At 60.3% G+C, this 14,829-nt stretch carries 15 protein-coding genes and 1 tRNA gene; all 16 read left to right on the top strand.

Going from position 1 to position 14,829, the window contains the following annotated elements; all coding sequences use genetic code 11:
* On the top strand, positions 1-257 hold a 257-nt coding region (locus ABYV89_RS07125), incomplete at its 5' end, for a chorismate-binding protein (RefSeq protein ID WP_432822255.1).
* 1 nt (position 258) lies between these two features.
* A complete protein-coding gene (locus tag ABYV89_RS07130) occupies positions 259-828 on the top strand; it encodes an anthranilate synthase component II (protein WP_432822256.1) in 570 nt (189 codons plus the stop codon).
* 68 nt (positions 829-896) lie between these two features.
* Positions 897-1,946 carry an anthranilate phosphoribosyltransferase gene (gene trpD, locus ABYV89_RS07135; RefSeq protein ID WP_432822257.1) on the top strand — a complete coding sequence of 350 codons (1,050 nt, stop codon included), beginning with the start codon at positions 897-899 and terminating at the stop codon, positions 1,944-1,946.
* The gene (gene trpC, locus ABYV89_RS07140) at positions 1,943-2,725 is read left to right on the top strand and encodes an indole-3-glycerol phosphate synthase TrpC (RefSeq protein WP_432822258.1); all 783 of its coding nucleotides are present in this window, start codon (positions 1,943-1,945) and stop codon (positions 2,723-2,725) included. The genes trpD and trpC overlap by 4 nt, the downstream gene beginning before the upstream one ends.
* Before the next feature lie 20 nt (positions 2,726-2,745).
* The gene (locus ABYV89_RS07145) at positions 2,746-4,098 is read left to right on the top strand and encodes a TrpB-like pyridoxal phosphate-dependent enzyme (RefSeq protein ID WP_432822259.1); all 1,353 of its coding nucleotides are present in this window, start codon (positions 2,746-2,748) and stop codon (positions 4,096-4,098) included.
* A gap of 75 nt (positions 4,099-4,173) precedes the next feature.
* On the top strand, positions 4,174-4,788 hold the full coding sequence (locus tag ABYV89_RS07150) for a phosphoribosylanthranilate isomerase (RefSeq protein WP_432822260.1): 615 nt from the start codon (positions 4,174-4,176) through the stop codon (positions 4,786-4,788).
* Between the two features lie 12 nt (positions 4,789-4,800).
* Positions 4,801-6,072 carry a DEAD/DEAH box helicase gene (locus tag ABYV89_RS07155; RefSeq protein ID WP_432822261.1) on the top strand — a complete coding sequence of 424 codons (1,272 nt, stop codon included), beginning with the start codon at positions 4,801-4,803 and terminating at the stop codon, positions 6,070-6,072.
* 23 nt (positions 6,073-6,095) lie between these two features.
* Positions 6,096-6,635, top strand: coding sequence for an SRPBCC family protein (locus tag ABYV89_RS07160; protein WP_432822262.1), 540 nt, complete (start codon positions 6,096-6,098; stop codon positions 6,633-6,635).
* A complete protein-coding gene (locus ABYV89_RS07165; RefSeq protein WP_432822263.1) occupies positions 6,625-7,305 on the top strand; it encodes a uracil-DNA glycosylase in 681 nt (226 codons plus the stop codon). The genes ABYV89_RS07160 and ABYV89_RS07165 overlap by 11 nt, the downstream gene beginning before the upstream one ends.
* A 143-nt stretch (positions 7,306-7,448) precedes the next feature.
* Positions 7,449-8,294 carry an acetyl-CoA carboxylase, carboxyltransferase subunit beta gene (accD, locus tag ABYV89_RS07170; RefSeq protein WP_432822264.1) on the top strand — a complete coding sequence of 282 codons (846 nt, stop codon included), beginning with the start codon at positions 7,449-7,451 and terminating at the stop codon, positions 8,292-8,294.
* 2 nt (positions 8,295-8,296) lie between these two features.
* Positions 8,297-9,580 (top strand): bifunctional folylpolyglutamate synthase/dihydrofolate synthase, encoded by a 1,284-nt coding sequence (locus ABYV89_RS07175; protein ID WP_432822265.1) that lies wholly within the window; start codon positions 8,297-8,299, stop codon positions 9,578-9,580.
* A 42-nt stretch (positions 9,581-9,622) separates the two neighbouring features.
* Positions 9,623-12,424: an LPS assembly protein LptD gene (gene lptD, locus ABYV89_RS07180; protein ID WP_432822269.1), complete on the top strand. Its 2,802-nt coding sequence runs from the start codon at positions 9,623-9,625 to the stop codon at positions 12,422-12,424.
* Between the two features lie 229 nt (positions 12,425-12,653).
* Complete coding sequence (locus tag ABYV89_RS07185) at positions 12,654-12,953, top strand: ComEA family DNA-binding protein (RefSeq protein WP_432822266.1); 300 nt, start codon at positions 12,654-12,656, stop codon at positions 12,951-12,953.
* A gap of 73 nt (positions 12,954-13,026) precedes the next feature.
* Entirely contained in the window at positions 13,027-13,389 is a 363-nt protein-coding gene (locus ABYV89_RS07190; protein WP_432822267.1) for an FtsB family cell division protein, read from the top strand.
* 490 nt (positions 13,390-13,879) lie between these two features.
* Entirely contained in the window at positions 13,880-14,569 is a 690-nt protein-coding gene (locus ABYV89_RS07195) for an SPOR domain-containing protein (RefSeq protein WP_432822268.1), read from the top strand.
* 87 nt (positions 14,570-14,656) lie between these two features.
* Positions 14,657-14,733: transfer RNA gene (locus tag ABYV89_RS07200), tRNA-Met, on the top strand.
* Positions 14,734-14,829 lie beyond the last annotated feature (96 nt).

Raw genomic sequence — 14,829 nt, forward strand, 5'->3', positions numbered from 1 at the left:
CCATGGAGGTCATCGAAGAGTTGGAGCCGGTGCGCCGCGAGATTTACGGCGGCGCGGTGGGCTATATCTCCTTTGACGGCAACATGGACCTGGCGATCGCGATAAGGACCCTGGTGGCTCACCAGGACAAGATTCACCTGCAGGCGGGGGCCGGGATCGTCGCCGATTCCAACCCGGCTGCCGAATATGAAGAGACGGTCAACAAGGCCATGAGCGTGAAAGTGGCCATTGAACTGGCGCGACAGGGGTTGGATTGACATGCTGCTGATGATCGACAACTACGACTCCTTTACCTACAACATTGTCCAGTACCTGCAGGAACTCGGTGCCGAGGTCGAGGTTTACCGCAACGACAAGATCACGGTAGCCGAAATTGAAAAGAGGGCCCCGCGACAACTGGTGGTTTCTCCCGGGCCCTGTTCGCCCCTCGAAGCCGGAATTTCCGTGGCGGCGATCCAGGAGTTAGCCGGAAAAATGCCGATCCTCGGCGTCTGTCTCGGGCACCAGTCGATCGGGCAGGCCTTCGGCGGCAAGGTGGTGCGTGCCGCCTCGCTGATGCACGGAAAGACCAGCCCCATCCATCATGACGGCCGGGGTCTGTTCGCCGGATTGTCCAACCCTTTCGAAGCGACTCGCTACCACTCGCTGATCGTTGAGCGGCAGAGCCTGCCGGATTGCCTGCGGGTGACAGCGTGGACGGCTGAGCAGGAAATCATGGGGATGGAACACCGGGACTTGCCGATCTGGGGGGTCCAGTTTCATCCCGAGTCGATCCTGACGGTGGAAGGAAAGCGGCTGCTGAACAATTTTCTCGAAATGACTCGATAAATCGTGATGGGTGAGGCGCGAGGAGGAGCATGCTCCTCCTTTGTCCTTACGCCTTACGGGGGGTGGGAATGATCAAGACGGCAATAGCCAAGGTGGTTGAACGCCTGGACCTGTCCGAGGCGGAAATGATCGAGGTCATGAACCAGATCATGGGGGGGGAAGCGACACCGGCCCAGGTTGGAGCTTTTATCACCTCTCTGCGCATGAAGGGGGAGACCGTTGCGGAAATCACCGGGGCGGCCCGGGTCATGCGTGAACGGGCGACGCCGATCCGGGTCGGCCGGGTTCTTGATATCGACCGCGAAGAAATCAACCTCGATCGTGAGACGATTCTCGATACCTGCGGTACCGGCGGCAGCGGGACCAAAAGCTTCAATATCTCGACCACTGTCGCTTTCGTGGTCGCCGCTTGCGGCGCCAAGGTCGCCAAGCACGGCAACCGCAGTATCTCGTCGGCCTGCGGCAGTGCCGATGTGCTGGAGAAGCTTGGGGTCAACCTCGACGTCACGCCGCAGATCGTGGAGCGCTGCATCGACGAGATCGGGGTCGGTTTCCTGTTTGCTCCGGCCCTGCACGGGGCCATGAAATACGCTATCGGGCCGCGCCGAGAAATCGGCATCCGCACCATCTTCAATATTCTCGGCCCGCTGACCAACCCGGCCGGCGCCGATCGCCAGGTTCTCGGGGTTTATCGCGAAGAGCTGGTCGAGGTGCTGGCCAGGGTGCTGGTCCAGCTCGGCTGCCGCCGCGGTTTCGTGGTCCACGGTCTGGACGGTATGGATGAAGTCACCCTGAGCGCCCCGACCCGGATCGCCGAAATTCGCGACGGCCAGGTGCTGCTTGGCACCGTGGAGCCGGAGGATTTCGGTTTCAGCCGCTCGTCCCTGGCTGACCTGCAGGGGGGGGATGCCGAGCAGAATGCGCAGATCGTCCATGCTATCCTGTCCGGTGCTGCCGGCCCGAAACGGGACGTGGTACTGCTCAACAGCGCCTTCGCCCTGGTCGCTGCCGGACTGGCCGAAGAGGTGCCGGCCGCCCTGCAACTGGCCGCCCGTGCCATCGACGAAGGCCGGGCCATGGCAAAACTCGATGCCTTGATAGAAATGACCCGAAAATGATACTTGACGATATCCTTGCCCATAAAACGCAGGAGGTGGCTGCGGCGCGGGCGAAGGTGGCCCTGGCCGAGCTGCGGGCGCTGCTGGCGGATGCGCAGGCTCCCCGCGGTTTTGCCGCGGCCCTGCGCCGCAGGGCTGAAGACGGCACGGCGATTATCGCCGAGGTAAAAAAAGGCTCCCCCTCCAAGGGGATCATCCGGGCCGATTTCGAACCGGTGGCCATCGCCCGCAGTTACCAGCAGGCCGGCGCTGCCTGTCTTTCGGTTCTCACCGACAGCCGGTTTTTTCACGGTGAACTGGCCTATCTCCCCCGCATTGCCGAAGCGGTGTCGCTGCCGCTGCTGCGTAAGGAGTTCATTGTCGACCCCTACCAGATCTACGAAGCCCGGGCCCACCGGGCCGACGCCGTTCTGCTGATCGCCGCCGCGCTCAGCCTGAATGAGATGCAGGACTTTGCCGGTCTGGCCACCGAACTGGGGCTGGACGTGCTGCTCGAAGTGCATGACGAGGCCGAATTGGAGCTGGCCCTGCAGGTTCCGGTCGAGATGATCGGCATCAACAATCGCAACCTCAAGACCTTTCACACCGACCTGGCGACCACCGAGCGCCTGCTGCCGAGCATCCCCGCCGAAAAAATCGTGGTGGCCGAAAGCGGCATCAACAGCCGTGCCGACATCGTCCGGCTGACCCGGGCCGGTGCACGCGCTTTTCTCGTCGGCGAAAGCCTGATGCGGGAAGCCGATATCGAAACCAAACTGCAATCCCTGTTGCAGGACTGATCCAGAGAGAAGGAGCTGCCGTGGATACCAAAATTATTCTGCCGGAAAATCAACTGCCCAAGCAGTGGTACAATATAATTCCTGACATGCCGGGTCCGCTGGCTCCCGTGCTCAATCCCCAGACTCTGAAACCCGTGACTCCCGACGATCTGCTGGCCATCGTCCCGATGGCCCTGATCGAGCAGGAAGTTTCAACCCAGCGCTGGATCGATATCCCGGAGAAGGTACGCGAGATCTACAAGCTCTGGCGGCCTTCTCCGCTCTACCGGGCCCACAACCTGGAGAAAGCGCTCGGGACCCCGGCCAAGATCTATTACAAGTACGAAGGGGTTTCTCCGGCCGGTTCCCATAAGCCGAACTCGGCCATCCCCCAGGCCTATTACAACAAGCAGGCCGGGATCAAGCGACTGGCCACCGAAACCGGGGCCGGTCAATGGGGGAGTTCCCTGGCACTGGCCTGCAGCATGTTCGGTCTCGAGTGCACCGTCTACATGGTCAAGGTCTCCTGCACCCAGAAGCCGTATCGCAAAAGCATGATGCAGTTGTGGGGAGCCAACGTGATTCCCTCGCCGTCGATGGAAACCAACGCCGGCCGCGCCATTCTCGCCAGGGACCCCGGCAATCCCGGCAGTCTGGGGATCGCCATTTCCGAGGCGGTGGAAGATGCGGCGACCCACGCCGATACCAACTATGCCCTGGGCAGCGTGCTCAACCACGTCTGCCTGCACCAGACGGTGATTGGCCAGGAGGCGAAGGAGCAAATGAAGATCGCCGGCGATTACCCGGACGTGGTCATTGCCTGCTGCGGCGGCGGTTCGAACTTCGCCGGACTCGCCTTTCCCTTTATCGCGGATCGAGCCAACGGCAAGCAGGTGCGCTGCGTAGCGGTGGAGCCGGCTTCCTGCCCGACCCTGACCAAGGGCGTCTATGCCTTCGATTACGGCGATACCGCCAAGATGGCGCCGATTTCCATGATGTACACCCTCGGCCACGACTTCATGCCGCCGGGCATCCATGCCGGAGGGCTGCGCTACCACGGCGAGTCGGCCCTGGTCTCCCAGCTTTACCATGCCGGCCAGATCGAGGCGGTGTCCTACAAGCAGAACGCCTGCTTTGATGCGGCGATTCTCTTTTCGCGCAATGAGGGGATCGTTCCCGCCCCCGAATCGTCCCACGCGGTGCGCGGTGCCATCGACGAGGCCCTCAGGGCCAAGGAGGAAGGCAAGGAAAAGACCATTCTTTTCTGCCTGTCTGGCCACGGTCAGCTCGACATGGGGGCGTACGACGCCTATCTCTCCGGTTCTCTCGAAGATTACGAGTATCCGGAAGAAAATATCCGTCAATCGCTGGCCAATCTGCCCAAAGTCGATTAATTTATCGTAGGGGCAGGTTGCAAGCCTGCCCTTTGATTCCCGGGCGGCTTGGTATTCGCCCCTACGGCTACTGTCATGGTTAAAGTCAAGATCTGCGGTATTACCAGCATCGAAGATGCCCTGCACGCCGCCGCATGCGGGGTGGACGCCCTGGGCCTGGTCTTTTATGCCAGAAGCCCGCGGGGGGTGAGCCTTGACCTGGCACGGCAGATCGTGGCCGAGCTGCCGCCGCTGGTAACCACGGTCGGCCTGTTCGTCAACGAGACGCCGGAGCAGATCCGTGAGATCGTCGACACCTGCGGCTTGGATGTGATCCAGCTGCACGGCGACGAAGGCCCCGACCAATGTCTCTACCCGCCGCGCCGGGTGCTCAAGGCGCTACGGGTCCAGGGAGAACATAGCCTTGCCGGCATCGATGACTACCGGGTGTCGGCGCTGCTGCTGGATGCCTGGCGGCCTGACAGTTACGGCGGCACCGGCCATGTCTGCGACTGGCAACTGGCGGCGCGGGTCGCTGCCGGGCGCCGGGTGATTCTGGCCGGTGGACTGACTCCTGAAAATGTCGCCGAAGCGATCCGCCTGGTGCGGCCCTACGGAGTCGATGTTTCAAGCGGCGTCGAAATCGCGCCGGGTCGCAAGGATCCGGAACGGGTGGCGTCGTTCATCCATAATGCAAAATCCGCTGTATAGCGAAAGGACATCATGAAATTTTCCGAACTGAACCTGCCGGAGTCGGTCCTCAAGGGGATCGAACAGGTCGGGTTCGTCGAACTCACCCCGGTACAGGAAGAAACCATCCCGATTGCCCTGTCCGGCAAGGATGTCGCGGCCCAGGCCCAGACCGGCACCGGCAAGACCGCGGCCTTTCTCCTCTCCCTCTTTACCCGCCTGCTGACCAGCGGGAAACAAACCAGTAACAACCCCCGGGCCCTGGTTATCGCGCCGACCCGGGAGCTGGTGGTGCAGATCTGCGAGGATGCCAAGGGGCTCGGGGCTTTCTGTGACCTGAAGGTTCAGGCGATTTTCGGCGGAATGGATTATGACAAGCAGCGCCAGGCTCTGAAGGACGGTGTTGACATCATCGTGGCCACGCCGGGCCGGCTGATCGACTACGCCCGCCAGCGGGTCTTTTCTTTTGACCGCATCGAGGCGCTGGTCATCGATGAAGCCGATCGTATGTTCGACATGGGCTTCATCAAGGACCTGCGCTATATCCTGCGCAAATTGCCTCCCTTTGAAAAACGCCAGACGATGCTTTTCTCCGCCACCATGTCGCCGCGGGTTTCCGAGTTGGCCTACGAGTTCATGGACCTGGCCGAAAAGGTCGAAATCCTCCCCGAACAGGTGACCGTCGAGCGGATTGAGCAGGTTCTCTACCATGCCTCCCGGCGGGAAAAATTCCCGCTGCTGCTGGGGTTGCTCAAAAAAGAACCGGGCGCAGAGCGGGTACTGGTGTTTGTCAACACCAAACGGGAAGCCGAATACCTGGCCGACCGACTCAAGGCCAACGACTTGCGGGCCGCGGTTATTTCCGGCGATATTGCCCAAAATAAGCGGATGCGCATCCTCAAAGACTTCAAAGACGGGAAGCTGACTTTCCTGGTGGCGACCGACGTCGCCTCGCGGGGCATTCATATCGATGGAGTGACCCACGTCATCAACTACGATCTCCCCCAAGATCCGGAGGACTATGTTCATCGGATCGGTCGGACCGCGAGGGCCGGGGCGGTTGGCAAGGCAATCAGTTTCGCCGATGAAGACCTGGTCTTTCACCTGCCGGACATCGAGGAATACATCGGTCGCAAAATTCCCAGTCAGTTTCCCGGAGATGACGACTTCTTCATGGACTACAAGCGCAGCGCACCCCGCAAAAAGGTCCCGGCCCATCCCAAGCCGGCGCCCGGCGCCAAGACCAGGAAGCCGCCACGCCGGCGCCAGTCCAGTCGCCCCAAGGGCGATGCGCCGAAGAGCTGACGGGTGGCAGTAGCGCAACTGCGATGCTGAAAAAGGCCGCAACCCTGATCCTTCTGCTCAGTGTCGCCTTCGGGGTGATGCTGCTGTCGACTCGCTCGGCCACCTTCATTGTGCAGGATTCTCTGGCGCTTAAGGAGGATCCGGCGCGGGTCTGGCAGGTGCTGCAAGATGTTGGCGCCTGGCCCCGGTGGTGGCCAGGGGTTGAGACGGCCAGGCTCGGTTCGTCCTGGGCCGAGGGCGAACAGCTTGAGCTGGTGTTCAAGGGGAATCCTGCCGCCGGACCGGCGCGAATCGATCAATGGCGGGTCGGCCGGGAGATTGCTTTCAGCCGTGATGGCGTGCTGGGAAGCCGGGCCGGCACCAGCCTGCAATTGGAGTCGCAGCCGGGCGTCGTGCTGGTCACAGTCGAGTCGGTTGTGCGCGGTCCGCAGGCCTTTCTGGCGCGGTTCACCGGGCGCGAGGCCTTTTCCGCCTATCACCAGCGACTGTTGGCGGGGCTCGCTAAGCAGGCCCGCCAATACGATTTTTCGGGTGCAGCAAAGGAGCCTGCAGGTGGACGCTGAATTTACCAGGACTTTGGTCACTTGCCGCAAATGTGCCAGGTTGGTCGATTACCTGCAGACCCTGGCGCCCAAGGGGCCAAGAACCCGGAGCGATTACTGGAACCGGCCGGTTCCGGGGTTCGGCGACCCTGCCGCGCAGGTTCTGCTGGTCGGCCTGGCCCCCGGGGCCCACGGCGCCAATCGTACCGGGCGACCCTTTACCGGCGACGGGGCCGGCGATTTCATGTATCCCCTGCTGCACCAGGTGGGGTTTGCCAGCCAACCCGAAGTCTCCCATGCCGGCGACGGCCTGCACTTGACCGACCTGTATATCAGCAACGCCGTGAAGTGTGTGCCGCCGGAGAACAAGCCGACCGCCGCGGAATTTGCCCATTGCCGGCCGTTTCTTGCTCAAGAACTGGCTGCCCTGCCGCAGCTCAAGGTGGTGCTCGCTCTCGGCCAGGGGGCGTTCACCAGTTGTCTGCGGCTGTTCAAGGAGCAGGGGGTGATTGCCTCCTTGGGTTCTTTCCCGTTTGGACACGGGGTAAGTTATCCCCTTGAAAACGGCCTGACATTGGTCGCCAGCTATCACACCAGCCGTTACAATGTCCAGACCCGGCGCATCGACGAGGCCATGTTTCTGCAGTTGTTGCGGCGGGTCAGGCGCCTTGCCGCGGGAGAAAACGGTTGAAAAGGGCAGGTGCTTCGATTAAGGTAGAGCAGTTTATCCTGGCGCAAAGGTAAGACCACGGACTGGCGATCGGCTGCTTTCTGGTTGTCGGGTCCTTCTGACCGTATTTCAACGCTGAAAAAAGAACATCACGAGGTATACATATGTCCTGGTTTACAAGGTCAAAAGCTCCGATTGCGGCAGTGGAAACGAAAAAAGTCCAGATGCCCGAAGGCGTCTGGACCAAATGCAAGAACTGCAACGAAATCATCTATACCAAAGAGGTTGAGCGCAATCTCAACGTCTGCCCCAAGTGCGATTACCATTTCCGCATCTCGGCCCGCGAGCGGATCAGCCTGATCATCGACCAGGGAACCTTCGCCGAAATGGACAGCGCCATGGAATCGGTCGACTTTCTCGATTTCAAGGACTCCAAGCGCTACAAGGACCGGATCAAGGCGGCGGTGAAAAAGAGCAGCAGCGACGCGGTGATCTGTGGCAAAGGGACCATTGAGGGGATGCCGGTGGCGATTGCGGTGTTCGATTTCGGCTTTATGGGCGGCAGCATGGGGTCGGTAGTTGGTGAAAAAATCACCCGCGCCATTGAGCTGGGCCTGGAAAAGCGCTGCCCGGTCATCATTTTTTCCTCTTCCGGGGGCGCCCGCATGCAGGAGAGCATTCTTTCGCTGATGCAGATGGCCAAAACAAGTGCGGCCCTGGCCAAGCTGAAGAAGGCCGGACTGCCGTTTATTTCGGTGCTGACCGACCCGACCACCGGCGGGGTTACCGCCAGCTTCGCCATGCTCGGTGACATCAACATGGCCGAACCCAAGGCGCTGATCGGTTTTGCCGGACCGCGGGTCATCGAGCAGACCATCCGCCAGACTCTTCCCGAAGGCTTTCAGCGTTCCGAATATCTGCTCGAGCACGGCATGGTGGACATGATTGTCCCCCGTAAGGAGATGAAGCAGCAACTCTCCCGGATCCTGCGGATTTTCACCAAGAGCTGATCATGGATTTCCAGGAGAGTCTCGACTACCTGTACGGCCTCCAGAAATTCGGAATCAAGCTGGGTCTCGATAATATTCGGGCCCTGCTGGCTCGCCTGGGGCAGCCGGAGCGCAGCTACGGCGTCATCCATGTCGGCGGCACCAACGGCAAGGGTTCGGTCTGTGCCGGCCTGGCCCGTATTCTGCGGGAGGCCGGATATCGGGTCGGTCTCTACACTTCGCCGCACTTGCACTCCTTCACCGAGCGCATTCAGGTCGACGGCGAGGCCATCAGCGAAACGCAGGTGGCGCTGTACACCGACGAACTGCGCAGGGTGGCAGGGGACACCCCGGCGACTTTCTTCGAATTCACCACGGCGATGGCACTGCTCCATTTTCAGCGGCGGCAGGTTGATTACGCCGTGCTCGAAGTGGGGATGGGGGGAAGGCTCGATGCGACCAACGCCGTCGAGCGGCCCCGGGTTTCGGTGATCACCTCGATCTGCCGCGACCACACCGTCCACCTCGGCTTCGAGCTTCAGGCGATCGCGGCGGAAAAGGGCGGAATCATCAAGGACGAGGTGCCCCTGATCGTCGGCCGCCAATCCCCACAAGTTGTTGATGTGCTGCTTGATCTGGCACGGGGCCGGAAAGCGCCGGTGCGCCTGTGCGGCCGGGATTTCGGTCCGCGGTTCGATGTGTCGGGCTTTGCCTATACCGGCTCCGAGTTGCAGCTCGATGGGTTGCGTCCCGGCCTGGTCGGGGCTCATCAGCACGAAAACCTGTCTCTGGCTTTGGCCGTTGCCGAAGAATTACGCCGGCAGGGCGCCACCATCACGCCAGCCGCCATGCGCGCCGGGGTTGCGGCGGTACGCTGGCCGGGCCGACTTGAATGGTGGGCTGACCAGAGGCGGGTTCTGCTGGATGGGGCCCACAACGAAGGGGGGGCCGGGGTGCTGGCCTCCTATCTCGAAACCCTGGCGGGGAAGCGGGTGCGCTGGGTGGTCGGGATCAAGGGAGACAAAGACCCGCAATCGATTCTCGCACCGCTGCTCCCGCAGGTGTCGGCGCTGTACTGTACCGTTCCGCCGCTCGAGGATGCGGTCGCCCCTGCAATTCTGGCTGCCGCGGCCGAGGCGGCAGGCCGTCCCGCCCGCGTCTATAACTCATGCCGGGAGGCCCTGGCGGCTGCCGAAGCGGATTGCGGGGAAGACGAAATTGTGCTGGTGGCTGGCTCATTGTATTTGGTCGCCGCCGCCCGTGAGTATTTGCTCAGCGGCGAATCTACTATTTCTGCGCAGGGGTGAGGCCAGGACATCGCCCGGCTCGTCGGAAGGATCTGTTTTGTGATGCGATTTTGGCTGATGGCCCTGCTGTTGATTACGCTGTGCTGGATTACTCCGGCGCAGGCGAAGGTTACTCTCGGGATTGTGCCCCAGGCCGCCCAGCTCTTCCCCACCGTACCGCAGGCCCAGCGGTTCGCCTCCTATCTTGAAAAACGTCTCGGCGAAGAAGTCAGCATCCGCGTATTTCAGCTGCCGGCTGAACTGCACGAATGGTTGAACCGGTACCGGGTAGTCGACATGGCGGTACTCAAGGTCGACTATGTCCGCCAGCAGGCTGCCGGAGAGTTTCAGTTGCTGGCCACCGTCATTCCCGAAGGCAGGTCCGCCGAAGAGGCATCCGAACTGGTGGTGGCCCGGCAAGGGGTCAAACGCGGCCTGCGCAATCGGCTTGAGGTCGTGCTTACGGCCATGGGCGGCGACCCCGAGGGGCGTCAGCTTCTGGCTGAAGTCGGCATCGCCCGGCTGCTGGGAGCCAAGGTGGCTATGCCGATTGACCTGACGCGCCGTCCCGTCCCGGTCTCGCCTGTGGCCGAAGCGCAACAGCTGGCCCCGCAGGCGACGTTTCCGGCGGCTGTCGCGTCACCGGTTGTTGCCGACCAAAACAAACTGCAGGTCCTTGCCGAAGTCGTCCCCCTGGAGGCGCCAGCTGAAACCAAGGGCTCGGGGACCGTGTCGCCTCCGACAGCCGCCCCGTCGAAACCGGTAGCAGCGAAAACCGCTGGCAGCGGACTTGACGACCTGCGTGCCCCCCTGCCGGTCAGTCTCGAGGCGGATGAACTCGTCTACGATCAGGCCTCTTCTGCGTACCGAGCCACCGGAGATGTGCGGCTGAAGAAGGGGGCGGTGACGCTCGCCTCCGACCAGGTTTTTTACAATGAATCAACCGCCGAGGCCAAAGCCAGCGGCAACGTTCATCTGACCGAGCCTGCCGGCGACCTCAGGGCCGAAAAGCTTGAGTATAACCTCGATTCCGGTCTCGGCCGCATCACTTCCGGCACCGTGTTCATGAGTGAACATAACTTCCACCTGGCCGGCGCCGAAATCGAAAAGCTTGGCGACCAGAGCTACCGGGTCGAGGACGGTACCTTCACCACCTGCGACGGTGATGTGCCCTCCTGGAAATTCGGTGCCAGCCGAGTCGACGTCACCCTCGGCAAATATGCCCAGGCTCGCAACGTCCTTTTCTACCTGCACGATATCCCGGTCTTGTATCTTCCCTACATGGTGTTTCCGGTCAAGAACGAGCGTGAAACCGGCCTGCTGATGCCACGTTTCGGCTATTCTGACAAGCGTGGGGCGGAATTGTCCCTGGCCTACTACCAGGTCATCGACCGCAATCAGGACGCCACCTTCTATTTCGATTACCTTTCCGATTTCGGCACCGGCCAGGGGCTCGAATACCGCTATATTTTCGGGGAGGATAACGAAGGGGCCCTCAAGGGCTATTACGTCAACAATGTTCGTGACCAGTATCAGCGGGATAAAATCAAGGAGGACCCGGCACTTGCAGGGACGCTCGACGAAAGCGACCGCTATGCCGTCGAATGGAGTCACCTGGGAACGCTCGCCGGAAAATGGCGCCTGAGTGCCGACGTCGAATATGTCAGCAACCGCGACTATTTTGACGAATTCGGCGTGGCGGCCGAGGATTACAACAAGGACCAGGTCGAGTCAGTCGTTTATTTGAGCCGGGCCTGGCAGAATTCCATCCTGGCCGGTCAGCTTGACTATACCAAGGATTTGGAGGTGGACGACGACACCACCTTGCAGCGGCTTCCCGAAATCCGATTCGACGCACTGCGTCAGCGCATCGGCGAAACCCCCTTCTTTTACAGCCTCGGAACCTCCTATGCCTATTTCTGGCGCCGCGATGAGGTCGATGACAAGATCAAGGGGCAGCGCCTGAGCGTACGGCCCGCGGTATCTGCGTTCTTCACCCCGCTGGACTGGCTCGAGATCGTCCCCGAGATCGGCTACCGCGAACGGGCCTACCAGACTTCGGATGCCGGTCCAGGCTGGGAAAATGAGGGGATTTATGATCTTTCGACGCGCATCGGCACCAGCTTTTCCCGGGTCTACAACTCGGGCCTTGGTTCTTATAAGAAGATTCGTCACAGCATTGACCCTGAAGTTTTTTATTCCTACATTCCCGAGTCTGACCAAAACCATCTGCCGCGTTACGATTATCTCGACCGGATCGAGCCGGAAAACCGCGTTACTTACGCTTTAACCAACCGCTTTACCGCGCGTCTCGAACCGGAGCAAGGGGAGGCGGAATATCTCGAATTCCTTTACCTGCGATTGTCTCAAAGTTTCGATATCCGTCAGTCGCGTCATCGTCGGGAAGAGCTTGACGGGCGGGATCCCTTTTCCGATATCCGGGCCGAGTTGATCTTTGCTCCGACTCGCGCGACCTTCCTTGATCTCGATGCCCGTTACGACCCCCACGGGGGCTCCCTGCAGGCTTTCAATGCCCGCAGCGGGCTCAAAGACAGGGCCGGCAACGCGCTCTCCTTCGACTATCGCTATGTCAAGGACAGCAACGAGTACCTCGCTGGCGAGATCGACCTGGCCTGGTTGGCGCCGGTCTATCTCGGCTATGAACATCGCTACGATTTTACCGACGGCATCACGCTCGAGAAGGTCTTTGATGTCGAATACCGCGCCCAGTGCTGGAGTGTTTTTCTCACCATGCGGGACCGTCTTGAAGACCAGGAGTACATGCTGACTTTTGCCCTGACCGGTATCGGCAATGTGATCAGAATGGGGGGAGGGCTCGGTAGTAGCGATGGTGACGAGGAGTAATTTTCTTCCAATACGCAGATTTTATTCGAAGCCGGCAGCCGCCGGCTTTTTTTTGTCCGATTTTGCGTTGACAATAAAAGCAAGAATTTGCTAATAAGTAAAAACAAATATGACTGTTCCGCAGGGCGGCGGCTGAACGGTTTGGTTTCACTGCGTTAATGGAAAGGAGCAAAGAGGTCGCACTGGTATGCCGTGTCTATATCCAACTTATATCGCAGGAGGGAAAAAAATGATGAAAAAAATGCTGTACCTCGGTATGATCATCTTGTCTCTGGCCTTGACCGTTCCGGTCCAGTTTGCTGTGGCGGCTGAGCAGGGGGTGATAACGGCCCAGAGCCCGGTTAACATCAACACCGCAACCCTCGCGGAGCTCGAAGTTCTCCCCGGCATCGGCCCGGTATCGGCCCAGCGGATCATCGACTACCGCAGCGAGCGGGGACCCTTCTCCACCATCGACCAGTTGGTGGAGGTCAAGGGGATTGGTGACAAGTCCCTGGAAAAACTCAGACCGCTGGTTTCAACGAACTGATTTCCTTGCCCTGCGGTACCCGTCCCAGGACGGGTACCGCAGGCAAATCATTGACGCGTCGCAGGAGATCATAATGTCCGTGTCTGATCCGGCACCTAAAACCATTTGGTTTCCACTTATCCCTGGCCTGATTGTTTTGGCTGTCCTTGCTGCTGCAGTTTTCGGCGAAAAAGGGATTCTTTGCGCAGTTCAGTCAAATCAGCAGAAAGAGCTGCTTCTGCAGCAGGTACAAGCGCTGGAGCTGGCCAATCAGGGCCTGCGCAAAGAAATTGATGCCCTGCGTTCCGACCCCCGTTATTTAGAAGCCATCTCCCGTAAAGAATTGGGAATGGTTCGTGAAGATGAACTGGTTTACCAGTTCAGGTCCCCGAACGGAAGCGCCGCTCAGGTTTCTGCTGCCGAGCCTGTCGTCGAGCCCGCGGAACCCGGTCGCTGAGACCCGGCCACCTAAAGCTTGCTTCATCCCCATCCGGACTGTTTCGAATTTCTAATCAAGCACATTTCTTGACAGTTGCCCGCCTGTGAGGCTACGATATGTCTTCCTGCACGCCAACCGAGCCGGGAGGCCTTCGATGCCTTACGACGTTCGCAAAATCTGTCCACTTTGCGCCTGGCGGGGCCATTGCGCCAAGCGGTTTTCCCGCGGGGACGACAGTACATTGCACTGTCCCGATTTCAGCGAAGACGTGTTGCTGCGCGAGCCGTTGAAAGAGGCTGGGGCATCTGGAGGCGACTCCGAAACTTCCGTGTGAACAGGATACATTTTGATGTGCCGGTGTCAGTATCGCACTGATGCCATGCGGCCGGGATGATGATTGCCGTCCCGGCTGTTATAATCACCTGTAAGGTGAGAATCGGTGACGTTGGCGGCGGTTTGAGCTCGCTGGGTAAATCGCTGCCGGATCATTCATGCTTGTGGAGGGTTCATGGTTCACCAGGTCAAGTCGCGCACTCAGCGGCGGATGGAGAAAAAACAGGCGATTTTGCTCGTTGTCCTGCTGCTCGGCATTTCGCTGGTCAGTTTTTTTCTTGGTATCATGGTTGGCCGCAGCGGGTCGACTCCTGCCGCGATCAGCACGGAGACCGCAACCAGGCCGCTGCCGGTGGCGCCCAAGCCGCTGGAGCCGCCTAAGGCGGAGGTCCTTGTCGAGAGCGAACCCGAACCTGAGCCTGCGCCCGAGCAGAAAAAAGAGGGTTTGACCTTCTATGATGCCCTGCCCAAGGGAGAACAGCCGCCGCTTGGAAGCGGTATCAACCTGCCGCCCGAGGCCCAACCCGTGACGAAACCGGAAAGTCAGCCCGCGGCGGTCGAACCGGTGGCCGCGGTTCCGGCGAAACCCGTCGAGGCGGCGGCAGTTCCCCTGCCGAAAGCGGTGCCCCAGGGAGCTTACGTGGTGCAGGTGGCTTCATTCCAGCAGTTGCCTGATGCCACCGGGCTGCGCGACCGCTTGGCGAAAAAAGGTTATGCCGCATTTACCCAGGAAGCGGATCTTGGCAGCAAGGGGGTCTGGCACCGGGTTATGGTTGGCCCTTACGCTGGAAGCGAGGCGGCCGGGCAGGCGGCTGAGCATCTTAAGCTGCAAGAAAAGCTGGCAGGGATCGTCAAAAAGCAGTGATTTTTCGAGCTCGTAAGGGCGCTCAGTTTTTTTGGATTATTTTCCTTGACTTCTTTCGGTGATCCCGGTAGAGTCCCGATTCCGTGGCGCGGGGTGGAGCAGTCTGGTAGCTCGTCGGGCTCATAACCCGAAGGTCGGAGGTTCAAATCCTTCCCCCGCAACCAAAAAAACAAGTCCTCCCCATGCGGGAGGTTTCTTTAAAGTATTTCGGCGGTGTAGCTCAGTTGGTTAGAGCATGCGGCTCATATCCGCAGTGTCCG

This window comes from Trichloromonas sp. (genome assembly GCF_041583255.1).
Taxonomy (GTDB): Bacteria; Desulfobacterota; Desulfuromonadia; order Desulfuromonadales; family Trichloromonadaceae; genus Trichloromonas.

What these genes read in the sequence shown, in the direction of transcription:
- ABYV89_RS07150 (WP_432822260.1), top strand. Translation starts at nt 4,174, where the DNA reads ATGGTTAAAGTCAAGATCTGCGGTATTACCAGCATCGAAGATGCCCTG.
- ABYV89_RS07130 (WP_432822256.1), top strand. Translation starts at nt 259, where the DNA reads ATGCTGCTGATGATCGACAACTACGACTCCTTTACCTACAACATTGTC.
- trpD (WP_432822257.1), top strand. Translation starts at nt 897, where the DNA reads ATGATCAAGACGGCAATAGCCAAGGTGGTTGAACGCCTGGACCTGTCC.
- ABYV89_RS07155 (WP_432822261.1), top strand. Translation starts at nt 4,801, where the DNA reads ATGAAATTTTCCGAACTGAACCTGCCGGAGTCGGTCCTCAAGGGGATC.
- ABYV89_RS07190 (WP_432822267.1), top strand. Translation starts at nt 13,027, where the DNA reads ATGTCCGTGTCTGATCCGGCACCTAAAACCATTTGGTTTCCACTTATC.
- ABYV89_RS07175 (WP_432822265.1), top strand. Translation starts at nt 8,297, where the DNA reads ATGGATTTCCAGGAGAGTCTCGACTACCTGTACGGCCTCCAGAAATTC.
- ABYV89_RS07160 (WP_432822262.1), top strand. Translation starts at nt 6,096, where the DNA reads ATGCTGAAAAAGGCCGCAACCCTGATCCTTCTGCTCAGTGTCGCCTTC.
- ABYV89_RS07195 (WP_432822268.1), top strand. Translation starts at nt 13,880, where the DNA reads ATGGTTCACCAGGTCAAGTCGCGCACTCAGCGGCGGATGGAGAAAAAA.
- lptD (WP_432822269.1), top strand. Translation starts at nt 9,623, where the DNA reads ATGCGATTTTGGCTGATGGCCCTGCTGTTGATTACGCTGTGCTGGATT.
- trpC (WP_432822258.1), top strand. Translation starts at nt 1,943, where the DNA reads ATGATACTTGACGATATCCTTGCCCATAAAACGCAGGAGGTGGCTGCG.
- ABYV89_RS07185 (WP_432822266.1), top strand. Translation starts at nt 12,654, where the DNA reads ATGATGAAAAAAATGCTGTACCTCGGTATGATCATCTTGTCTCTGGCC.
- accD (WP_432822264.1), top strand. Translation starts at nt 7,449, where the DNA reads ATGTCCTGGTTTACAAGGTCAAAAGCTCCGATTGCGGCAGTGGAAACG.